Source organism: Bacillus sp. FSL M7-1020, assembly GCF_038050415.1.
GTDB classification, from domain to species: domain Bacteria; phylum Bacillota; class Bacilli; order Bacillales; family Bacillaceae_G; genus Bacillus_A; species Bacillus_A toyonensis.
On record NZ_JBBOTW010000001.1, the window covers coordinates 171,841 to 195,030 of the forward strand.

The following is a 23,190-nucleotide window of genomic DNA, read 5'->3' on the forward strand; positions in this document are numbered from 1 at the left end:
GTGCAAACTTACCATGAAAAAAATAGCATTAGCGGTATTAAGTCTTGGCCTACTTGTAAGTGGTTGTAGCGCAGGTGCCGACAAAGATGAAAAAGTGGCTGAGAAATCAGGGAAAGCAAAAGAGCAAGCAGTCGTTCCGAAGTATGCTATTTCGGATGAATATTATAAGACGACTGTTCCATTTGATGCAGGATCTGCACGTGGATTAGTTGTGCAGGGATTAAATAATCGTCTTGATATAGATGAATTTGAAACAGGATTAATGCGTATTGCAAAAGAATCATTTAATACGAAAGATTATTTCTTTAAAGGTGGAAGTACTCTAGATGATCAAACCGTAAAAATGCTTGTAAAAAGAAAGCGTACAGATGCCGAACAAAAGGAACTAGAGAGCAAATTAAAAAAAGATGCAGTTAAATTTCCGAATATAGGGCTCAATCCAGCGTTAGGCGAAGGATCAGAATCACTAGAAGTGAAAAATAAAAAAAATCCAATATATATTTCAAATATTTTAGAGCATAATTATTATGTGAAAAAAGGCGATAAAGATGTTGAACTTGGTGGTATTGTAGTTGGTTTAGCAATGAATTCTGTTCAATATTTTAATGAAGAGCATGGTTATCCGCGTGAGGCTAAAATCGAGGACGAAAAAATGTTAGCTGAAGGGAAAAAAATGGCGCAAGAAATCTTGAAAGTTATGCACCAAAAAAAGCCCGACATAAAAAACGTTCCGATTACATTTGCGATTTATCGTCAATCTCCAAAGTCTGCACTTGTGCCAGGAAACTTTGTTTCTTATGCTAATGTGGAAAAAGGTAGTGAAACGGTTGAAGATTGGAAACAAATTAACGAGAAATACTATTTGTTCCCGTCTGAACAAGCAAAAACAGACAATAAGCGTGAAGATCTTGCAAGGGTATCTAACTTCAAAGCAAAACTAAGCGATTATTTCCAAGGCGATTATTCCGCTGTTATCGGTACTGGTATGTATAGAGACGAGGAATTAAAAGAAATGAAGCTGGATATTCCTGTCCAGTTTAATGGAAAAGCGGAAATAATTGGTTTTACACAATATGTAGCAGGGCTTGTTATGGAATACTTCCCAAATTATATGAGAGTACAAGTAACGATTAAATCTGTAGAACGTCCAGAAGCGATTATTATACGTGAAGCGAAGCAAGATGAGCCACTCGTAAAAATTTTAGATTAAAGATAAAAGCTGTTCCACAAAGGAACAGCTTTTTTTCTTGAGGAATTTTGTTATAATTTTAAATGTTATAAATAAGGGGATAAGGGGTAAAGGTCATGGACGAACTAAGTCTTCAAGTCATTATTTTATTAATTGCATTCGGATTTTTAGCAGCTTTTATTGATTCAGTTGTTGGAGGTGGAGGATTAATTTCGCTTCCTGCACTAATGTTTGTCGGTTTGTCACCAGCTTCGGCAATTGCAACGAATAAATTAGCTGCAACGATGGGGACGTTTACGAGTGCAACTTATTTTATTCGATCAGGAAAAGTCGATTTTAAAATTGTAGGAAAGTTAATCCCGTTAACTATTATTGGAGCGGTCGCAGGTGCTTTAGTGGTAAAATTTATTCCACCGGATATTTTACGTCCATTAGTACTTGTAATGTTGGTGTTTATTGCCATTTATATTATTGCAAAAAAGGATTGGGGAAGCGTATCTACCTATAAGAAGATGACGAAAAGGAAAACATTAATATTTTTCTTTGTTATTTTAATGATAGGGTTTTATGATGGTTTTTTTGGACCAGGGACAGGATCATTTTTAATTTTTGCATTTTTATTAATAGGTTTGGATTTTATTCAAGCAGCGGCATCTGGAAAACTTTTGAACTTTGTTAGTAATATCGTATCTTTAATTACTTTTTTATTTTTAGATATAATTCATTTTGAATACGGTATTATTATGGGATTATCAATGATTTTAGGTGCTTATTTTGGATCGAAGTTTGCAGTTCAAAAAGGCGTTGGATATGTAAGGACTTTATTTTTATTAGTTACTATATTATTGATCGGAAAAAATGTTTTGGAATATACTCATATTTTGTAGATTCATACGCATGTATGAATCTCTTTTTTTATTATATTTTAAAAATTTATTAATTTTTAAAATATAAGTCTAGGAATATTTGAATAAATCTAAATTATCGTGTAGAATAATGTTGTAAAATGTAAACGTTTTTCTAAGGGGAGGCTAAAAAGAATGGTAGTAGCATACAAACATGAGCCATTTACAGATTTTTCAGTAGAGGCTAACAAATTAGCGTTTGAAGAAGGTTTAAAGAAAGTAGAATCTTATCTTGGACAAGACTATCCATTAATTATTGGGGGAGAAAAAATCACTACAGAAGATAAAATTGTTTCTGTAAACCCTGCAAATAAAGAGGAACTTGTTGGTCGTGTTTCAAAAGCAAGCCGTGAATTAGCTGAAAAAGCAATGCAAGTAGCGGATGCAACATTCCAAACTTGGAGAAAGTCAAAACCAGAAATGCGTGCAGACATTTTATTCCGTGCTGCAGCAATTGTTCGTCGTAGAAAACATGAGTTCTCTGCTATCCTTGTAAAAGAAGCAGGTAAACCATGGAATGAGGCAGATGCTGATACAGCGGAAGCAATCGACTTTATGGAATATTATGCTCGTCAAATGTTGAAATTGAAAGACGGTATTCCAGTAGAAAGCCGTCCAATTGAATATAATCGTTTCTCTTACATTCCATTAGGAGTAGGTGTTATCATTTCTCCTTGGAACTTCCCATTCGCAATTATGGCAGGTATGACAACAGCTGCTTTAGTTTCTGGTAACACAGTATTACTAAAACCAGCTAGTACAACTCCTGTAGTAGCTGCGAAATTCATGGAAGTATTAGAAGAAGCTGGCTTACCAGCTGGCGTAGTAAACTTCGTGCCAGGTAATGGTTCTGAAGTTGGTGACTACTTAGTAGATCATCCTCGTACACGTTTCGTAAGCTTCACTGGATCTCGTGATGTAGGTATCCGCATTTATGAGCGTGCAGCGAAAGTAAATCCAGGTCAAATCTGGTTAAAACGTGTTATCGCTGAAATGGGCGGTAAAGATACAATCGTTGTTGATAAAGAAGCAGATCTTGAATTAGCAGCTAAATCTATCGTTGCATCAGCATTCGGATTCTCAGGACAAAAATGTTCTGCATGTTCTCGTGCTGTAATCCACGAAGATGTATATGATCACGTATTAAATCGTGCTGTTGAATTAACAAAAGAATTAACAGTTGATAACCCAGCTGTATTAGGTACAAATATGGGTCCTGTTAATGACCAAGCTGCATTCGATAAAGTAATGAGCTATGTTGCAATTGGTAAAGAAGAAGGTAGAATCCTAGCAGGTGGCGAAGGAGACGATTCTAAAGGCTGGTTCATCCAACCAACAATCGTTGCTGATGTTGCAGAAGATGCTCGCTTAATGAAAGAAGAAATCTTCGGACCAGTAGTAGCATTCTGTAAAGCAAAAGACTTCGATCATGCACTTGCAATTGCAAACAATACAGAATACGGTTTAACAGGAGCAGTTGTTTCTAATAACCGCGACCATATTGAAAAAGCACGTGAAGACTTCCACGTAGGTAACTTATACTTTAACCGTGGATGTACTGGTGCAATCGTAGGTTACCAACCATTCGGTGGCTTTAACATGTCTGGTACAGACTCTAAAGCTGGTGGCCCAGATTACTTAGCACTTCACATGCAAGCAAAAACTACTTCTGAAACTTTATAAGAAATAGTAGAGGAGCTTTTCACAGAATGTGAAGAGCTCCTTTTAAATTAGAATCCCATATATTACTATTATTCGAAGAGGACGAGCTAAACCCTATTAATAGCGGGATAAACATGTAAATAGAAATAAAGTGACGGGAAAAGTTGATTTATTAGTCACATTTTTTAGTATTCATTTTAAGAATTTCCTGTATAATACAATTTGAAAGAAAATCTATGGTTTGACAAGAAACACTCTTTTCGGTTTTGCTCACTGAATGGAGTGTTTTTTTGTAACCAAAAATTCCTCTGTACTCATTGCATTTGCATATACTCCATTTAAACTGGCCAAAATTGTATTGTGAATATAAACAGCTGGTATAGTAGCATTCTTAAAAGAAAGATCTTTTGTAGCACAAGCATCGTGTATAACGGTACAATGAAAGCCGAAATCAAAAGCAGCTCTTACGGTAGCATCAATACACATATGAGTCATCATCCCGCATATGACGATGTGTTCAATGTCTAAACGTTGTAATTGTTCTAAAAGATTAGTTTCTCGGAAGCTATTTGGATAATGTTTGAGTATAACAGTTTCTTCTCTAAGCGGACGGACATTCTCGTGAATATGGACACCTTCTGTATTAGGTAGGAAAAAAGTAGCATCATTTTTTATTGCTACATGCTGGATATGAAAAATAGGTCCGCCGTTCATTCTAAAGTGTTTTAGTAGCTCACTGGCATACTCACTTGCTTCTACCGGATTGCGCAATTCCATCTTTCCATTTGGAAAATAATCATTTTGGATATCAACGAGTAATAGAGCTGTTTTCATATATTCACCTTCCTCTGATTTCATATTCAAATAATAGTATTCAATTCATAGAAAAAATAATCCTTTTAAAAAATATGAGGGAGAAGAATTTTACATAACCTTCAAGATTACTATTTTATTATGAATTTTTATTTGAAAATTTTAATAAAGAAATAATTAATATTTTTCTAAAAAATGTATTGACTCTCACTATTCTGAGTTCTATAATGAGAATTAATTAAACGACAATTAAATCGATACATTCTTATCCAGAGAGGTGGAGGGACTGGCCCTACGATACCTCAGCAACGGGTTTTTTAATACCGTGCTAACTCCAGCAAGTCTTTATAGGCTTGGAAGATGAGAAGATGTGAACGAGTACATATAAGTGCTCTCCTTCTTATCTTTTATTACTGATAAGAAGGAGAGCACTTTTTATTTTACCTCGAAAGCTCTACTTCCAGTTTTTACAGCATATAGGAGGGAAGAAAATGATTTCTTTTAATAACGTAAGTAAAGTATATGAATCAGGTGGGCAATCTGTTCATGCTGTGGAGGATGTAACATTATCAGTTGAGAAGGGCGAAATTTTTGGCATTATCGGATTTAGTGGTGCTGGAAAGAGTACGTTATTACGCCTAGTAAACATGTTAGAGAGACCGACTGCAGGAACGATCTCAATAGATGATAAAGATATTACATCCTTATCAACGAAAGAATTACGGAAACTTAGACAAAGAATTGGGATGATTTTTCAAAGTTTTAATTTATTTAATTCAAGAACAGTGTTTGGGAATATTGCTTATCCATTAAAGTTAGCGAAAGTACCAAAGAATGAAATAAAAGAAAGAGTCAATGAACTGCTGAAGTTTGTAGGGCTAGAAGATAAAGCAAACTATTATCCGGAGCAGTTATCAGGCGGACAAAAGCAACGTGTTGGGATTGCTAGGGCACTTGCAACATCACCAGATATACTTATATGTGATGAGGCAACATCAGCCTTAGATCCAGAAACAACGACAGAGATTTTAAACTTATTAAAGAAAGTCAATCGTGAATATAATTTAACAATTCTTCTTATTACACACGAAATGCATGTTGTGAAAGAAATTTGTCACCGTGTAGCTGTAATGGAGAAGGGAAAAGTTATTGAAGAAGGAAAACTGTTTGATGTTTTCACACAACCAAAAACAAAGACAACTCAAAACTTTGTACGTTCTGTTATTAATGACCACTTGCCAGAAAGTGTTCTAGCGAAAATTCAAAATGGTGGTCAGATTTATCGCTTAACTTTTACTGGTGAGGAGACAGGACAGCCGGTACTATCATATATCGCAAAAAACTATAACGTCGATGTAAATGTACTGTACGGAAATATTATTGAACTTCAAAATGTGCTATTTGGAAATCTTCTTGTAGAATTGCAAGGTGAACAGAAGGAAATTCAAAAAGCATTACAACATTTAAGACTGCAAGTGAAGCTGAAGGAGGTAGAAGCTCATGCGAGTTGATTGGAGTATATTTTGGCCTCGCATATTAGATGCGACGGGGGACACCCTCTTAATGGTAATTGTAACCCTTATATTCGCTATAATTCTTGGTATACCTCTAGGTTTACTTTTATATGTAACGAGAAAAGGTAATTTTTTAGAAAATAAATGGGTTTTTTCTATTCTTAACGTCATCATTAATACAATTCGTCCAGTTCCATTCATTATCTTTTTAGTAGCTTTAAGCCCACTAACAAGAAGCGTGATCGGAACGACGATTGGAACAGCGGCAGCAATCTTCCCAATGACGTTAGTGGCATCTATTGGTATTGCTAGAATGGTTGAAACAAATCTTGTCTCAGTTCCGAAAGGAGTAATTGAAGCTGCACAAGCGATGGGCGCTTCACCACTTAGAATTGTTTTTGAAATTCTCGTGCCAGAAGCGTTAGCACCATTGATCTTAGGTGTTACGTTTATGACAGTTGGTTTAATTGAATTTTCTGCAGTTGCTGGGCTTGTCGGTGGTGGTGGTCTTGGTGACTTAGCGATGACATATGGTTATCAACGTTTTGATACATCAGTTATGTTCGTAACGGTCGTTTTACTTATTATTCTCGTACAGATAGCTCAAAATTTAGGAAACTACTTTGCGAAAGTGTTTTTACGCAGATCATAAAAAGGAAGAGGGGAAAAGAAAATGAAGAAAATTTTAGCATTTGCATTATCAGCGATTGTAGGAATTTCAGCACTAAGCGGCTGCTCGGGTGGAGACACAGGTGCAGGAGCAAAAGAGAAAGTAGTTCGCGTCGGTGTAACTGGAACGGATGGAGACGTTTGGGAAATTTTGAAGAAAAAAGCTGAAAAAGAAGGAATTAAAATTAAACTGGTTGAGTTCTCTGATTATACAACGCCAAATAAAGCGTTAGCTGATGGAGATATTGAATTAAACTCATTCCAGCATATTGCTTTCTTAGAGCAATTTAAAAAGGAGCATAAGTTAGATATTACAGCTGTCGGTACAACACAAATTGCACCAATGGGCTTATTCTCTGAAAAATATAAGAAAGCAAATGAAATCCCAGATGGTTCAGAAATTGCTATTCCAAATGATCCAACGAACCAAGCACGTGCATTAAAACTTCTTGATGCAGCGGGGTTATTGAAACTTAAAAAAGATTTTGGTCTATTTGGGGATCCAAGTGGTATCGCTGAAAATCCGAAGAAGTTAAAAATTACACCGGTTATTGCACAGCAAACACCTCGTGTATTAAAAGATGTAGCTGCTTCAGTTATTAATAACGGTGTGGCTGGTCAAGCTGGATTAGATCCAGCGAAGGATCCTATTTTCTTAGAAGATCCAAAGAATGAAAATGCGAAGCCTTATATTAATATTTTCGCAGCTCGTACGAAAGATAAAGACGATCCAACACTGAAAAAAGTAATTGAATTATATCATTCAAAAGAAGTAACAGATGCAGTTAAGAAAGAAACAAAGGATGGTTCAATTTCAGTAGATCTTTCATTTGAGGAGCTTGAAAAAATCGTAAAATAATCATTGGGTTTAATGAACTAATAGAAGGAACCCCTCCGCTGTTAGTTCGTTCAACATATAATCTACTTAACAAACAAAACCCTAATTTTGTATAACGTAGAATCCAATGTTTGTTAAGTAGAGTGATGGACCGGGAGTTTTCCTGGTCTTTTTTTATTACTGAAAGCAGCTAGCGAATAGTAAGGTAATCCAAATTATAAGGGGATAAGAAAGTAAGCTGAAAATGAGTGTAATTACGAATTGCTTTTTATGAATTAATTGTTTTTTGGATGAAAAAAAGAAAATAGAAAAGATAACAATGAAAACTGAGGATATTACGCCAGGATTATAGGAGCGATAAATCAAAAACAAAATAATATGTTGCACTGCGTTAAAGAAAATGGCCCCTTGTATAAAAATAATCCAGTATATAGAAGACAAGAAGTTTAGTTGATATAGAAAGACGATAAGTACGACGAAGATTGTTAATATGGAAATGGCAATGAAAAATTGTTGGCTAGTTATAAGATGAATTGAAAATTGATTAGCAAGATATTGTCGCATTTGGAAAGCTTCTTCAAGGTTATGAATGAAAAATAATAAAGGAATGATCCAAAGCGTAATAGTGGAATGTTTTTTTATCAACTTATATCACTCCAATAAAGTATAGAAAGCCTAAAAAGGCCCTCTATACAGAGATGATTATTCAATTATGATACTTTTTAAATTATCTTCATGATGCTCTCGTTCTTTCGGATAAGCAGCTAGCTCCTCTTGCAAAATACTTAGCATTTGCTTAGCTGATTGCTGGATTGGAGTAGGTAGCTCTTCTAATATACGCATACCGACTCTTACTTTTGTCCGAATTACTTTTCGTAGTAATTCCTCATGCATGCACCACACCTCCAAATCGAATGTTTAGTACATCCTCTTCAAACTTGGCTCCTTGAATAGAAAGGTGTGTTAATGTTTTTGGTAATGTGATGTTACGTTTAACAGAGCCGGCTCGAATAATAAGCTCATCACCTTTTTGATTTAATGAAAGTTCACTTTTGTTTGAGAAGGGGATGGACAGAACGAAAATATATTCATCGCCATCTTTTTTCACATATTGTGTGCGACCATTGAATTTCACTTCAGTAGGAGAGGGATCGGATTTAAATAAAGCATTGCCTACACGCTCTAACATAGGTAAACCAACAACTTCTTGTTCAAACATGGGAGCTTCGTAAATAGGAAGCGGCTGAAAACTATCTTGAATTAATGTTTTATATTTCTTTTGCGTATCTTTCCATGCTTGAAAATAAGGATCGGTGACAGTGTTAGGGATGACACGGTTAATCATGATGGCATCTACGTTATAATCGTATAAATTTAAATAAGTAAAACTACGCTGAGCTTCTTTAATGACCATTTTTTCGGGATTTACAACGATGCGGATACTTGTTATTTCTCGGTTCGATAAAATATCTCTCATTTCTCCAAGCTGTTCAAGTGTATTTGTTAATTCGTCCATAATATCATCGGTTGGAAGGGGGACACCAAGAAGTGGTTGAGCTACAGGACGAACGACTTTTAAAACTTTTCTTTTAATAGGAAATAATTTTTCCATCCACCAGCCGAGCATGTCTGGAAAACTAAGCATTGCTAATGTTTCTCCTGTTGGAGCGCAATCAATGATGATAACGTCGTATGTGTTTTTTTTATAATAATCGAGCACGCGAAGTAAGCTAATTAAATCTTCCATACCAGGAAACATCGTTAATTCTTCTGTTGTAATATCATCAGCTGCTTTGGAAGTGAATAACAAGGTAATGTATTTCTGTAACTTTCCCCAACCTTTTTCCATTTCATAAATCGTATTAATCTCTTGTGCCCACAAGTTTTCGCGAATTTCTAATGGCTCAGAAGATAGCTTTATACCAAATGAATCTCCTAAACTATGAGCAGGATCTGTACTCATTACTAATGTTTTTAATCCTTGTTTTGCGCTTTGAAGTGCTGTTGCTGCTGAAATGCTAGTTTTTCCTACGCCGCCTTTACCTGTATACAAAATAATTCTCATCATTCTATCCCCTTTGTTTCGGTTATCGAATATTACGAACATCGAAGTATTTAAGTGAATAAAAACCCAGTTAGGGCTTTATCCCGCATTAACGGGCAGTAAGACTTCCGTCCAAAAATTCGGCTGGAGCAAAGAAATTAGGTGGGGGGCAACTGTCCGTAAATGCCCGATTGGTTCAACTAATAATCAGTGAGGGATGAGAAAACCCCTCACTGATTAAAGTTTCACTTTATTCAATCGGAATGTTTTTCATTCTAGGTGTAGAAACCTTTTCTTCTATTTTTTGCTGTGACGTAGCAATGTGATTCATAATTTTTTGGAAGATTTGTAGTAAGAATGCTTTTTCTTCTTCTGACAATGCTTCTGTCACTAGGCTAAAGTAATGGGCTGCATTTTGTTTTACTTCTTGAACGAGCATTACGCCGTTTTCTGTTAAACGAATTAATACAATGCGTCGATCGTTTTCATCACGGTACCGTTCAATATACCCCTTTTTTACAAGGCGATTTACAACACCTGTCGTTGTACTCATCGGTATATCAAGAAGGTCAGCAATTTTTGTCATTGTAATATCTGTATTTCGCTCCATCCAAAGTAAACAAAATACTTCTGTCTTGGAAAGTGTTAAATCAAGGCTTGCCCATTCTTCAGGATAGAAAAGTTTCTTGGCGTTATCTAGCAGTAAGTCTAAAAAGTGTTCATATTGCAACAATTAATTCCACTCCCGTATATTTCGAGGTTCGTAATATTTGTTTTTATTTTATGTAGAATAGAAATAAATGTCAATATTTTTAATTTATTTTTCAGATTAGACAGAAAACAATCTTTAAAAGGGCATTTTTTTATGATAGATTAATAAATAGAAAAAGAATTTTACATAAAAATCCATAACGGTAAATATATTTATCTATAATGGATGTGCATCTAACAAGGGGGATAATGATGAGAAGAAGAAATACGCAAGCGTTCACGTTTTTAGCATGGACTTCATTTGTTTGTGCGCTTTCAGGGATGCTAATTGGGATTTACACGTTAGATGAAACGCTTAGTGTAAAAGGGTACTATTTAATTGGAACGTTATTTTTAACGATGTCTTGTTTTGTATTACAAAAAACAATTCGTGATAATGAAGAAGATAACGAGAGATTTCCAAAAAATAAACCGTTAGATAAAGAGTAAATTGTAAAGAAAGGCGTTTGCCTTTCTTTTTTTATGTAAAAATGCCGTAAGTGCCATGTGTTGACTTGCTTGAAGTACTGAAAATTTGGTATCATCAATAGTATTGTAGATTGAACGATATATTATGGAGGTGGCCTAGCCGTGTCAAGAATTTCCGTTGAGAATGTAAAGCACGTAGCACATTTAGCACGTCTTGCAATTACTGATCAAGAAGCAGAAAAATTTCAAAAACAACTAGATGCAATAGTTACATTTGCAGAACAGTTAAATGAATTAGATACAACAGATGTAAAACCAACAACTCATGTATTAACTATGAAAAATGTTATGCGTGAAGATGTGCCAGAAAAAGGTTTACCAGTAGAAGAAGTATTAAAAAATGCACCGGATCACAAAGATAATCAAATCCGTGTTCCAGCAGTATTAGAATAGAGGAGGGGAATTTCGATGTCATTATTTGATCATTCTGTATCAGAGTTACATAAGAAGTTAAACAACAAAGAAATTTCCGTTACGGATTTAGTAGAAGCATCTTACAAACGTATTGCGGATGTTGAAGATAACGTAAAAGCTTTTCTTACATTAGATGAAGAAAATGCACGCGCGAAAGCGAAAGAATTAGATGCTAAGATCGGCGCTGAAGATAATGGTTTATTATTCGGTATGCCAATCGGTGTAAAAGATAACATTGTAACTAACGGTCTTCGTACTACTTGTGCGAGCAAAATGTTAGCAAACTTTGATCCAATTTACGATGCGACAGTTGTGCAAAAGTTAAAAGCTGCTGACACAGTTACAATCGGTAAATTAAATATGGACGAGTTCGCAATGGGTTCTTCAAATGAAAACTCAGGTTTCTACGCTACAAAAAATCCATGGAACTTAGATTACGTTCCAGGCGGATCTAGTGGTGGTTCTGCAGCAGCTGTAGCAGCAGGAGAAGTATTATTCTCTCTAGGTTCTGATACGGGTGGTTCTATTCGTCAGCCAGCTGCATATTGCGGTGTTGTAGGTTTAAAACCAACTTACGGACGCGTATCTCGTTACGGATTAGTAGCATTCGCATCTTCACTTGACCAAATCGGACCGATTACACGTACAGTAGAAGACAATGCATACTTATTACAAGCTATTTCAGGTATTGACCGCATGGATGCAACTTCTGCAAATGTTGAAGTTGGAAACTACTTAGCTGGTTTAACAGGCGATGTTAAAGGTTTACGCATTGCTGTACCGAAAGAATACTTAGGCGAAGGTGTTGGCGAAGAAGCTCGTGAGTCAGTACTAGCTGCTTTAAAAGTATTAGAAGGTATGGGCGCAACTTGGGAGGAAGTATCTCTTCCACACTCTAAATACGCTCTAGCAACGTATTACTTATTATCTTCTTCTGAAGCATCTGCTAACCTTTCACGCTTTGATGGCGTACGTTACGGTGTTCGTTCTGATAATGTAAATAACTTATTAGATCTTTACAAAAACACACGTAGCGAAGGTTTCGGTGACGAAGTAAAACGCCGTATTATGCTTGGTACATTTGCACTTAGCTCTGGTTACTATGATGCATATTACAAAAAAGCACAACAAGTACGTACATTAATTAAAAACGACTTTGAAAATGTATTTGCTAACTACGATGTTATTATTGGACCAACAACGCCAACTCCAGCATTTAAAGTGGGCGAAAAAGTGGATGATCCAATGACAATGTATGCAAACGACATTTTAACAATCCCAGTAAACTTAGCAGGTGTTCCAGCGATTTCTGTTCCATGTGGATTCGGTGCTAATAGTATGCCACTTGGATTACAAATCATTGGTAAACACTTCGATGAAGCGACAATTTACCGCGTTGCACATGCGTTTGAGCAAGCAACAGACTATCATACAAAAAAAGCAAGTCTGTAAGGAGGCGAGCATAGATGAATTTAGAAACAATTATTGGTTTAGAGGTTCACGTTGAGTTAAAAACAAATTCGAAAATTTTCTCTGCGAGTCCAACAGAATTCGGAGCAGAGCCAAATACACAAACGAGTGTAATTGACTTAGGATACCCAGGGGTACTTCCAACTTTAAATAAAGAAGCAGTTAACTTTGCAATGAAAGCTGCAATGGCATTAAACTGTGAAATCGCAACGGAAACGAAGTTCGACCGTAAAAACTATTTCTATCCAGATAATCCGAAAGCTTACCAAATCTCTCAGTTTGATAAGCCAATTGGAGAAAATGGTTGGATTGAAATCGAAGTAGATGGCAAAAAGAAACGTATCGGTATTACACGTCTTCATTTAGAAGAAGATGCTGGTAAATCAACGCATACAGCTGACGGGTCATTAGTAGACTATAACCGTCAAGGTATGCCTTTAATCGAAATCGTGTCTGAGCCAGATATGCGTACGCCAGAAGAAGCATACGCATACTTAGAGAAGTTAAAATCAATCATTCAATACACTGGCGTATCTGATTGTAAGATGGAAGAAGGTTCTCTACGTTGTGATGCGAATATTTCCCTTCGTCCAGTTGGACAAGAGAAATTCGGTACAAAAGCAGAACTGAAAAACTTAAACTCATTCACTTACGTACAAAAAGGTCTTGAGCACGAACAAGTGCGTCAAGAAAAAGAATTGTTATCTGGTGGTATCATCCAACAAGAAACACGTCGTTATGATGAAGCAACGAAGAAAACAATCTTAATGCGTATAAAAGAAGGATCTGACGATTACCGTTACTTCCCAGAGCCAGATTTAGTTGAACTTTATATCGATGATGCGTGGAAAGAAGAAGTGCGTGCTTCTATTCCAGAACTTCCAGATGCACGTAAAGCTCGCTATGTTGCTGAAATTGGATTACCAGCTTATGATGCACACGTATTAACATTAACGAAAGAGATGTCTGATTTCTTTGAAGCAACAATTACAGATGGAGCAGATGCGAAATTAACATCAAACTGGTTAATGGGTGAAGTACTTGCATACTTAAACAAACAACAAAAAGAATTAAAAGATGTTGCATTAACGCCTGCTGGTTTATCTAAAATGGTTCAATTAATTGAAAAAGGTACAATTTCTTCTAAAATCGCGAAGAAAGTATTTAACGAGTTAATTGAAAAAGGTGGAGATCCAGAAGAAATCGTTAAAGCGAAAGGTCTTGTTCAAATTTCTGACGAAGGTACACTTCGTAAAGTCGTAACAGAAATCCTTGATAATAATGAACAATCTATTGAAGACTTCAAAAACGGTAAAGACCGTGCAATTGGCTTCTTAGTTGGTCAAATTATGAAAGCGACAAAAGGACAAGCAAACCCACCGCTTGTTAACAAAATCTTACTTGAAGAGATTAATAAGCGATAAAATAAGAGAGAGATTCTTATTTTTGAATGCTAAAATAGTATAGATTCTTAAAGATTAAACAGAAAAAACACCCTTATTTGGGTGTTTTTTCTGAGTTAATCAAACGTTTGTTTAAATGGTGAAAAATAATTTAAATAAACGTTTGATTAACTGTCAAAAGTGAAAAAATGTTTGTATAGCAACTATGGTATGATAGTTGCAAAAAGGTGGGAATAATGATAAATCTAGACATAGAGGTTTTTTTTCATCTCATGAAATAATAGATAATTATTATTCGTTATATGTAAATTTTTATGGAAGAATGGATAGACATAAAGTGAAACTTTAATCAGTAGTGGGGGTGTTCATCCCCCGTTGATTATTAGCCTTCACCAATCGGGTTCTTACTGCCTGTTTGAGCGGGATAAAAGAAGGATAGGAAGATGAGAGGAGGTAGGCATAGGGATACTGAATAAGAATTCGGTGTATTCTTTTTTTCAATGAATAAGGAATTTCCTGTGCTAATAAATGATGAAACGAGCAAGGATTATTTATAACCCTACTTCTGGGCGTGAGCTATTTAAGAAGAGCTTACCAGAAGTATTACAAAAATTAGAACAAGCTGGATATGAAGCGTCTTGTCATGCGACGACTGGTCCTGGAGATGCAACTGTAGCGGCGAGACAAGCTGCGGATCGTAAGTTTGATGTTGTTATCGCCGCTGGTGGTGACGGTACGTTAAACGAAGTGGTAAATGGTTTAGTAGGACATGAGCATCGTCCGAAGTTTGGAATTATTCCAGTTGGAACGACAAATGACTTCGCACGTGCGATCGGTGTACCTCGCGCTATAGAAGAGGCAGCCGATATTATTTGTGAAGGGAAAACAGTTCCTTTAGATCTTGGTAGAGCGAATGATACATATTTCATTAATATTGCTGGTGGCGGCCGTATTACAGAATTAACATATGAAGTACCAAGCAAGCTAAAGACAGTATTAGGCCAACTTGCTTACTATTTAAAAGGAATAGAAATGTTACCATCATTACATCCAACATATGTTGAAATCGAGTATGATGGGAAGTTATTACAAGAAGAAATTACGATGTTTTTAATTACAAATACTCGTTCAGTTGGTGGATTTGAAAAAGTAGCACCGTATGCATCGATTAACGATGGATTATTTGACTTATTAGTGCTGAAAAAAGGTTCTATCGCTGATTTAATTAAAGCAGCAACACAAGCGCAGCGTGGGGAACATATTAACAATCCGAAAGTACTATACACACAAGCAAATCGAATTAAAGTGCATTCACCAGATAAACTAATGATTAATTTAGATGGTGAGTACGGTGGGGATGCCCCGATGGAATTCGAAAACATATATCATTGTCTGGAATTATTTGTTCCTGAACATCAAGAGGATGCCCTGTAAGGGCATCTTTTTTTATTAGAATTGTAAATTGGAAGTTAGTTTGATTTTTATGGTATTTTTACAATTCATTTATTTTATATCCATATTTTATTGATACACTGAAGAGGATAAGAAATGAGAGGTAGGGTGCTATGGAGAAGGTAAAAGCAATACTATTTGATAAAGATGGGACATTAATGGATTTTCACTCAATTTGGATAAAAGTAGCGGAAGAGCTTGTAGCGGAATGTATAAATTTATATCAATTACCAGAGTCAATGCAGCAAGCTTTATTAAAAGAGATTGGTGTGGATGGGGTATTTGTTCATCCAAGTAGCGCACTAGCGGCTGGAACAAGCCTCGATGTAGCAAAGGGGCTTTGTAAGTATATTAAGTCATCTAAGGAAGAGGAGATGCATGAATGGGTAAGTGAAAAATTATTTTCGCTTATGTACGAGCATCGTTCCTATATGAAAATGACGGCAGATCTACCAAGAATTTTACAAAGTTTAAAAGATAAAGGATTTATTTTAGGTGTTGTTACAGCTGATGATTTTGCGCCGACAGAATTATTTTTAAAACAATATCAATTAGAATCCTTTTTTGATTATATTGTAGCTTCTGATACGTTTCCGGCACAGAAACCTGATAAAAGAATTATAGAATCCTTTTGTGAAAGGTTTCATTTAGAGGCATGTGAGGTGGCAGTCGTTGGAGATACGCCAACCGATCTATATTTAGCTAAAAACGGTGGTGATTGTTATGCTATTGGAGTACTATCTGGTACGGGGGACCGTAAAACTTTAGAACCACTTGCGGACTTAGTCGTAGAATCTGTTGGTGAGTTTATTTCTCATTCAGGTGAGTTTATTTGGGAACAAGGAAAGTCTAGTATGCAAGGGAAATAAGTCTATAAAGACTCTTGATGAGTCTTTATAGACTTATTTTTTATGCCTGGATACAAAGAGTATAGGATGAATACTAGAACGGAAAGTTGGCATGTATTTTGCAATAAAAAGAGAAAACAATGTAAAGAAAAGGATGGGGTACGCAATGAACACAAAAAAATTTGCTAAAGTAAATGAACAAATTCCAGGACCAAAAGCAGCAACTTTATTAGAGCGCCGCCAAAATATAGTACCAAAAGGAGTAAGTAACGGCATATCAACGTTTGTACAATCTGCAAATGGAGCTCTTGTAACAGATGTTGATGGTAATCAGTATATTGATTTTGCTGGGGCAATAGGGACAATTAATGTAGGGCATTGTCATCCGGCTGTTAAAGAAGCACTTCATAAACAAGTAGATCAATACATTCATACGGGATTTAATGTCATGATGTATGAGCCATATATTGAATTAGCGGAAAAGCTTGCTGCATTAGCGCCAGGAAGTTTTGATAAACAAGTACTATTTTTAAACAGTGGTGCTGAAGCGGTAGAGAATGCAGTGAAAATCGCCCGTAAATATACGAAAAGATCAGGTATTATTGCGTTTTCTAAAGGTTTCCACGGGCGTACATTGATGACAATGACGATGACAAGTAAAGTAAAGCCATATAAATTTGGATTCGGTCCATTTGCTCCAGAAGTATATAAAGCGCCATTCCCATATGAATACCGTCGTCCAGAGGGGTTAACGGAAGAGCAGTACGATGATTTTATCATTGAAGAGTTTAAGAACTTCTTTATATCAGAAGTAGCACCAGAAACAATTGCAGCTGTTGTTATGGAGCCGGTTCAAGGGGAAGGCGGATTTATCGTCCCAAGTAAGAAATTTGTTCAAGAAGTACGCAATATTTGTTCAGAACATGGCATCTTATTTGTAGCGGATGAAATTCAAACTGGATTTAGCCGTACAGGAAAATACTTTGCAATTGATCATTATGATGTCGTTCCAGATTTAATTACAGTGTCTAAGTCATTAGGAGCTGGTGTACCGATAAGCGGTGTTATTGGACGTAAAGAAATTATGAATGAGTCTGCACCTGGAGAGCTTGGTGGAACGTATGCAGGAAGTCCATTAGGATGTGCGGCTGCATTAGCGGTTCTGGATGTAATAGAAAAAGAAAAATTAAATGATAGAGCGATAGAATTAGGAAAAGTCGTAATGGACCGATTCCAAGAGATGAAAAATAAATATAATTGCATCGGTGATGTGCGCGGATTAGGGGCAATGTGTGCATTTGAGATCGTTCAAGATCGTAAGACGAAAGTGCCTGACAAAATATTAACAGCTAATTTGTGTGCGGAAGCAAATAAACGAGGATTACTTTTATTATCTGCGGGGACATATGGAAATGTTGTCCGTGTATTAATGCCATTGGTTATTACAGGTGAGCAACTTGAGGAAGGTTTAACGATTATTGAAGAATCATTACAAGCTTGTTATGAGCAAGCAAATATCGCCCGTGTATAAAAACTGAATGATAAATCGCAAACATTCTAGCTGACTCTATATAAAATGCAGAAAATTCACTTTATAATAAAGGTAGTGAAGTGAATCGATGGATTTGAAGTTAGGGGTGGCTAGGATGGTTGCAGAAAAGGAACGAGTGTTAATGGATTTAAAAGATGTATTTGAATATGCGTTTGACGAAATTTTTGTTACAGATGAGCAGGGAATCGTTGTCCGTGTAAATAGTACATGCGAAAGGCACTATCAACTAGCTGCTGAAGAGTTAGTAGGTAAACATGTAAAGGAACTACAAAAGGATGGAATCTTTTATCCATCTGCAACATTAGAAGTAATTGAAAAAAAGAGACCGATTGAACTCGTTCAAACGACGAAATCGGGAGAGTATTTACATGTTCGGACGAGGCCAGTTTTTGATGATGAGGGAAATTTAAGAAGAGTGATTAGTTATTCTCGAGATCTTACTGAACTCTATCAATTACGACAAAAGGTAGAGGAAATGGATAATCAGTTAAAAACATACAAAAAAGAATTAAGGGAAACATATGAACATGAAGGACTTATTTTTAAAAGCATTGCTATGCAAAAAATAATAGAAACGATTAAAAAAGTATCTGTGGTAGATAGTACTGTTCTCGTTTTAGGTGAGACAGGCGTGGGAAAAAGCCGCTTAGTACGTCATCTACATGAAGTAAGTCACCGGAAGAATGAAAGTTTCTATGAAATTAATTGTGCGGCTTTGCCAACAAATTTAATTGAATCGGAGCTTTTTGGATATTCAGGTGGGTCTTTTACAGGTGCAAATCGTGAAGGGAAAAAGGGATTATTAGAGTCAGCACATAAAGGGACTCTTTTCTTAGATGAAATTGGTGAAATGCCGCTTGAAATTCAAGCGAAGCTTCTGCAAGTATTGCAAGAAAAAACATTTCGTCCTATAGGCGGAAGAGAATTAAAAAAGGTGGACGTTCGAATTGTAGCGGCAACAAATAGAGATTTAAGTGAGATGGTGAAACGAGGAACATTTCGGAAAGATTTATATTATCGTCTGAATGTCATTCCGATTTCAATTCCGCCACTTCGGGAAAGAACAGAAGACATTTTACCACTCGTTTATCATTATTTACAGCACTTTAATAAAAAGTACGGACGTGATGTAAAGTTAGCACCTAGTACGTTACAAATGTTTGTTGGATACCCGTGGGAGGGAAACAATAGAGAAATAGAGAATGTAATTGAAAGAATTGTTATTACTGCTGACGATGTCGTTACGATAGAGGATTTACCAATAGCAATGCAGGAATCAACAGTTGAACAGTCAGGTCAAAGTCTCTATAAAATGTTGGAAGAAGTGGAACGAAATATTATTTTAAAAGCGTATAAAACATGTGGATCAAGCTATAAAGTAGCAGAGTTTTTAAAAATAAGTCAATCTGCTGCCACTAGGAAGATTAAGAAGTTCATAGAGGAGGAAGAAAACATTGGATAAAAAATCGACGTTTGTAAATGTAGAGAAAAAAGCGATGTATATAAATGGTGAGTGGATTACACTGCAAGAGCAAATCGAAGTAAACAATCCAGCAACGAAAGAAATATTTGCAACTGTACCAAAGGGCGGGATAACAGAGGCAAAGCAAGCCGTTGATGCGGCGCATGAGGCTTTTAAAACATGGTCAAAATTAACAGCCGCGGATCGTGCAACGAAATTAAAAAAGTGGTTCACACTTATTGATGAAAATAAAGAAGAAATCGCAGCGATTATGACGAAGGAGCAAGGAAAGCCGTTTGCAGAAGCGCTTGGTGAAGTGAATTATGCAAATAGCTTTGTTGAATGGTATGCAGAAGAAGGGAAGCGCGTATACGGTGAAATGATTCCTGCTTCTCATCCGAACAAACGTATTTTAGTTATGAAGCAACCAGTTGGGGTTATGGCAGCTATTACACCGTGGAACTTCCCAGCGGCTATGATTACGAGAAAGGTAGCTCCAGCGCTTGCAGCAGGTTGTACAGCAGTTGTAAAGCCTGCAAGTCAAACACCGTTAACTGCATTGAAGTTAGCTGAATTAGCACACGAAGCGGAAATTCCAAAAGGTGTAATAAACATTGTAACAGGTAGTGCAAAAGCAATTGCTGATACGTGGATGGAAGATGAGCGCGTTCGAAAAGTGTCCTTTACAGGATCAACGGAAATTGGGAAAGAGTTAATGGCTAGCGCTGCGCAAACGATGAAAAAAGTTTCATTAGAATTAGGTGGTCACGCTCCATTTATCGTAATGAATGATGCAGATTTAGATAAAGCGGTAGAAGCCGTTATTGGTTCGAAATTCCGTAATGCAGGACAAACGTGTATATGTACAAACCGAGTATTCGTTCAAGAAGAAGTATACGAAGTATTTGTAGAGAAGTTCCAAAAGGCAGTAGGGCAACTTAAAGTCGGAGAAGGATTCGGTGCGGGAACTACTGTAGGACCACTTATTGATGAGAATGCAGTTTCAAAAGTACAAGAACATATTGAAGATGCAGTTCAAAAAGGTGGAGAACTTTTATATGGAGGCCAACAGGTTACAGAGCTAGATGGACATTTCATTCAGCCGACTGTAATTGGATTGGCAAATGATACAATGCTTTGTATGACTGAAGAAACATTTGGACCAGTTGCACCAGTTGCGAAATTTAAAACAGTTGAAGAAGTAATTGAACGTGCAAATAATACACCATACGGTTTAGCTGCGTATATTTTTACGAAGGATATTAGCCAAGCGTTCCAAATTAGTGAAGCGCTAGAGTACGGTATTATCGGTTTAAATGATGGTCTTCCGTCAGTTGCACAAGCGCCGTTCGGTGGGTTTAAAGAAAGTGGTATCGGGCGTGAAGGCGGTCATTTCGGCATCGAGGAATATTTAGAAATCAAATACATTTCATTAGGATTATAAGTAGTACACTAGAATCTCTATAAGGTAACAGAGAAGGAGATTCCAGTATGATATATTGGCTATTATTACTTGTTACAATTATTTTTGAAGTAGCTGGAACGATTGCGATGAAATTATCGAATGGCTTAACAAAGCTTGTTCCAAGTGTACTTATTTTCGTTTGTTATGGTATTTGTTTCAGTATCTTTGCTATCGTTGTAAAAAAGATTCACTTAAGTATTGCTTATGCGATCTGGTCTGGCCTAGGGACACTACTTATTACGATTATTAGTATATACTTCTTTAAAGAGCATATTAACTTATTCCAAGCGTGTTGTATTTTATTTATCGTTTTAGGTGTAATTGGACTTAAAGTATCATCGGCATCATGAGAGCTATCTTGTGTAGAAGATAGCTTTTTTCTATTTGTGAAGTTAGCAATTAATACGACAAAATATGACAAGAAAGTGTGAAGGGTTTTGTTATGATACATATGAAATGTTGTCTTATGTGGAGGAAAAAGTATGTTAAAAAAGGTGAGTCAAATTGTTTTAATTTGTGGCATAGTTTTTAGTTTAAGTGCTTGTACCGAGACTGAAAATAGTAATGAAAGTAAACAAGAGAACGTTCAAGAAAAAATTTATAAAATAGGTGAGACAGTAGATGTAGATGGTTTGCAAGTAACTCTCGATTCAGTCCAATTAGGGTATCCAGATTACACCATAGATAAAAAGAAAGATGATATTTTAGGGATTGTTTTCACGGTGAAAAATAATAGTAAAAAAGAAATACCTTTTGCATTTTACGAATTTGAGATTACAAATAAGAAAGGTACAAAGTTTAAAGAATATAAATATGATAGCTTCATTAGTAAAAAGGTAGCACCAGATGAAAAAATCCAAGACATCATGCGATTTGATGTAGATAAAGAAAATACATATATCGCCACATACAGGCCGGAGTTTACACGTGAGAATAGAACGATAAAATTTGAATTGAAACCAAATAAATAAAAAACACATTGGATTATCCAATGTGTTTCTTTATGGTAATTAATTTAAAACGCCCAGTTACCTTTACGGAAGATAGGCTCATGTCTGCCATCAGCTGTAATACCGTCAATATCAAGCTCAGCTGATCCAATCATGAAGTCGTTGTGTGTGATACTAGCGTTTGCTCCGTTTTCAGCAAGTTCTTCTTTAGACATTGTTTTTCCGCCAACTAAGTTAAATGCATAAGCATTTCCGATTGCAAGGTGGCAAGATGCATTTTCGTCAAATAGTGTATTGTAGAATAAAACATTTGTGTTTGAAATTGGTGAGTCATGAGGTACTAAAGCTACTTCTCCTAAGAAGTGAGAACCTTCATCTGTTTCTACTAAATGTTTTAAAGCTTCTTCACCAGCTTCAGCTTTATAGTCTACGATACGTCCGTTTTCAAATGTTAACGTGAAATTATCGATAATATTACCTGCAAATACTAACGGTTTTGTACTAGAAACTTGGCCGTTTACACCTGTTTTAAGTGGCATTGTAAATACTTCTTCAGTTGGAATATTAGCCATAAATGGTACGTTCTTTTCATTTAAGCTACCGGCACCAGCCCATACATGTTTTTCTGGAAGTTCGATTGTTAAATCTGTTCCAGGACCTGTATAGTGAAGAGCTTTATAATGCTTTTCGTTTAAGTAATCCACTTTTGTATGTAATGTTTCATCATGTTCTTTCCATGCTTCTACAGGATTTTCTAAATCAGCACGAGTAGCTTTGAAAATAGCATCCCATAACTTTGCTTCTTGTTCATCTGGCGCTACGTCAGGGAATACTTTCGCAGCCCATTCTTTCGTAGGAACAGAAATTACACACCAACTTACTTTATCGGCTTGTACGTAATCACGGTATACTTTCATCGCTTCACCAGCTACTTTATGAGCTGTTGCGATACGTGTTGCTTCTACACCTTTTAATAAATCAGGGTTTTCTGCATAGATAGACATAAATGCAGCGCCTTCTTTTGCTAATTCTTCACGAGCATGTGCTTTCCAAGAAGGGAATTCAGCAAATGCTTCTTCAGGAGCTAGATCGAACTTTAAGCGTGTTAACGTCTCATCATTCCAATCAACATATACGTGTTTTGCACCAGATTTATATGCTTTTTCTGTAACGCGGCGTACGAATTGTACAGCTTCAAGAGGTGCGCTAATTGATAAAGTTTGTCCGGGTTGAATATTAACACCAACATTAACTGCAAGGGCAGCATACTTCTCTAACGTTTGTTCAAATGACATATGTAT

Annotated in this window: 23 protein-coding genes and 1 riboswitch; of the genes, 17 read left to right on the top strand and 6 right to left on the bottom strand. The window is 36.2% G+C overall.

The features are described 5' to 3' along the window. The first annotated feature begins 13 nt into the window (after positions 1-13). From MHB70_RS00875 to pruA, 3 genes are all read left to right on the top strand, one after another. Entirely contained in the window at positions 14-1,210 is a 1,197-nt protein-coding gene (locus tag MHB70_RS00875; protein WP_000717024.1) for a CamS family sex pheromone protein, read from the top strand. Between the two features lie 95 nt (positions 1,211-1,305). After that, the gene (locus MHB70_RS00880; RefSeq protein ID WP_061529451.1) at positions 1,306-2,076 is read left to right on the top strand and encodes a TSUP family transporter; all 771 of its coding nucleotides are present in this window, start codon (positions 1,306-1,308) and stop codon (positions 2,074-2,076) included. Between the two features lie 153 nt (positions 2,077-2,229). Beyond that, positions 2,230-3,777 carry an L-glutamate gamma-semialdehyde dehydrogenase gene (pruA, locus tag MHB70_RS00885; RefSeq protein ID WP_000259542.1) on the top strand — a complete coding sequence of 516 codons (1,548 nt, stop codon included), beginning with the start codon at positions 2,230-2,232 and terminating at the stop codon, positions 3,775-3,777. 249 nt (positions 3,778-4,026) lie between these two features. On the opposite strand, the gene MHB70_RS00890 is transcribed toward pruA, so the two are convergent. Next, the gene (locus tag MHB70_RS00890; protein ID WP_000844920.1) at positions 4,027-4,590 is read right to left on the bottom strand and encodes a cysteine hydrolase family protein; all 564 of its coding nucleotides are present in this window, start codon (positions 4,588-4,590) and stop codon (positions 4,027-4,029) included. A 241-nt stretch (positions 4,591-4,831) separates the two neighbouring features. Continuing rightward, positions 4,832-4,936: riboswitch (SAM riboswitch) on the top strand. 124 nt (positions 4,937-5,060) lie between these two features. Here MHB70_RS00890 and MHB70_RS00895 point away from each other — a divergent pair. Genes MHB70_RS00895 through MHB70_RS00905 form a run of 3 tightly spaced genes read left to right on the top strand, consistent with a single transcriptional unit; the run spans position 5,061 to position 7,611 of the window. Then, entirely contained in the window at positions 5,061-6,080 is a 1,020-nt protein-coding gene (locus tag MHB70_RS00895; protein WP_000622986.1) for a methionine ABC transporter ATP-binding protein, read from the top strand. Further along, positions 6,070-6,735 (top strand): methionine ABC transporter permease, encoded by a 666-nt coding sequence (locus MHB70_RS00900; RefSeq protein WP_001261855.1) that lies wholly within the window; start codon positions 6,070-6,072, stop codon positions 6,733-6,735. The genes MHB70_RS00895 and MHB70_RS00900 overlap by 11 nt, the downstream gene beginning before the upstream one ends. 21 nt (positions 6,736-6,756) lie before the next feature. Further along, positions 6,757-7,611, top strand: coding sequence for a MetQ/NlpA family ABC transporter substrate-binding protein (locus MHB70_RS00905; protein WP_000721581.1), 855 nt, complete (start codon positions 6,757-6,759; stop codon positions 7,609-7,611). A gap of 156 nt (positions 7,612-7,767) precedes the next feature. On the opposite strand, the gene MHB70_RS00910 is transcribed toward MHB70_RS00905, so the two are convergent. The 4 genes from MHB70_RS00910 to MHB70_RS00925 form a co-directional block, all read right to left on the bottom strand. Then, positions 7,768-8,235, bottom strand: coding sequence for an HXXEE domain-containing protein (locus tag MHB70_RS00910; protein WP_002106705.1), 468 nt, complete (start codon positions 8,233-8,235; stop codon positions 7,768-7,770). 57 nt (positions 8,236-8,292) lie between these two features. Further along, positions 8,293-8,484, bottom strand: coding sequence for a DUF3926 domain-containing protein (locus MHB70_RS00915; protein ID WP_000544097.1), 192 nt, complete (start codon positions 8,482-8,484; stop codon positions 8,293-8,295). Continuing rightward, on the bottom strand, positions 8,477-9,658 hold the full coding sequence (locus MHB70_RS00920) for an ArsA family ATPase (protein WP_002037861.1): 1,182 nt from the start codon (positions 9,656-9,658) through the stop codon (positions 8,477-8,479). Before MHB70_RS00920 ends, MHB70_RS00915 begins: the two co-directional genes overlap by 8 nt. Before the next feature lie 226 nt (positions 9,659-9,884). After that, positions 9,885-10,367 (bottom strand): MarR family winged helix-turn-helix transcriptional regulator, encoded by a 483-nt coding sequence (locus tag MHB70_RS00925; protein ID WP_061529450.1) that lies wholly within the window; start codon positions 10,365-10,367, stop codon positions 9,885-9,887. Between the two features lie 230 nt (positions 10,368-10,597). On the opposite strand from MHB70_RS00925, the gene MHB70_RS00930 reads away from it, so the two are divergent. The 11 genes from MHB70_RS00930 (at position 10,598) to MHB70_RS00980 (ending at position 21,910) form a co-directional block, all read left to right on the top strand. Further along, positions 10,598-10,834, top strand: coding sequence for a YiaA/YiaB family inner membrane protein (locus tag MHB70_RS00930; protein ID WP_001254393.1), 237 nt, complete (start codon positions 10,598-10,600; stop codon positions 10,832-10,834). Between the two features lie 141 nt (positions 10,835-10,975). After that, complete coding sequence (gene gatC, locus MHB70_RS00935; protein WP_000086999.1) at positions 10,976-11,266, top strand: Asp-tRNA(Asn)/Glu-tRNA(Gln) amidotransferase subunit GatC; 291 nt, start codon at positions 10,976-10,978, stop codon at positions 11,264-11,266. Between the two features lie 15 nt (positions 11,267-11,281). Next, positions 11,282-12,739, top strand: coding sequence for an Asp-tRNA(Asn)/Glu-tRNA(Gln) amidotransferase subunit GatA (gene gatA, locus MHB70_RS00940; RefSeq protein WP_061529449.1), 1,458 nt, complete (start codon positions 11,282-11,284; stop codon positions 12,737-12,739). Between the two features lie 14 nt (positions 12,740-12,753). Continuing rightward, the gene (gatB, locus tag MHB70_RS00945) at positions 12,754-14,181 is read left to right on the top strand and encodes an Asp-tRNA(Asn)/Glu-tRNA(Gln) amidotransferase subunit GatB (protein ID WP_001047676.1); all 1,428 of its coding nucleotides are present in this window, start codon (positions 12,754-12,756) and stop codon (positions 14,179-14,181) included. A 507-nt stretch (positions 14,182-14,688) separates the two neighbouring features. Beyond that, entirely contained in the window at positions 14,689-15,594 is a 906-nt protein-coding gene (locus tag MHB70_RS00950) for a diacylglycerol kinase (protein ID WP_000977668.1), read from the top strand. Positions 15,595-15,725: 131 nt separating this feature from the next. Continuing rightward, entirely contained in the window at positions 15,726-16,481 is a 756-nt protein-coding gene (locus tag MHB70_RS00955) for an HAD family hydrolase (protein WP_000416652.1), read from the top strand. 145 nt (positions 16,482-16,626) lie between these two features. Next, positions 16,627-17,991 carry a 4-aminobutyrate--2-oxoglutarate transaminase gene (gabT, locus tag MHB70_RS00960; RefSeq protein WP_001093028.1) on the top strand — a complete coding sequence of 455 codons (1,365 nt, stop codon included), beginning with the start codon at positions 16,627-16,629 and terminating at the stop codon, positions 17,989-17,991. Positions 17,992-18,106: 115 nt separating this feature from the next. Beyond that, on the top strand, positions 18,107-19,474 hold the full coding sequence (locus MHB70_RS00965; protein ID WP_000225130.1) for a sigma-54 interaction domain-containing protein: 1,368 nt from the start codon (positions 18,107-18,109) through the stop codon (positions 19,472-19,474). Further along, positions 19,467-20,918, top strand: a complete 1,452-nt coding sequence (gabD, locus tag MHB70_RS00970) for an NADP-dependent succinate-semialdehyde dehydrogenase (protein WP_000358974.1) — start codon at positions 19,467-19,469, stop codon at positions 20,916-20,918. Before MHB70_RS00965 ends, gabD begins: the two co-directional genes overlap by 8 nt. 47 nt (positions 20,919-20,965) lie before the next feature. Next, positions 20,966-21,289, top strand: coding sequence for a DMT family transporter (locus MHB70_RS00975; protein WP_000641000.1), 324 nt, complete (start codon positions 20,966-20,968; stop codon positions 21,287-21,289). A gap of 132 nt (positions 21,290-21,421) precedes the next feature. Then, on the top strand, positions 21,422-21,910 hold the full coding sequence (locus MHB70_RS00980) for a DUF4352 domain-containing protein (protein ID WP_000915101.1): 489 nt from the start codon (positions 21,422-21,424) through the stop codon (positions 21,908-21,910). A gap of 44 nt (positions 21,911-21,954) precedes the next feature. Here MHB70_RS00980 and MHB70_RS00985 read toward each other — a convergent pair whose 3' ends face one another. Then, positions 21,955-23,184, bottom strand: a complete 1,230-nt coding sequence (locus MHB70_RS00985) for an aminopeptidase (RefSeq protein ID WP_061529448.1) — start codon at positions 23,182-23,184, stop codon at positions 21,955-21,957. Positions 23,185-23,190: the final 6 nt, after the last annotated feature.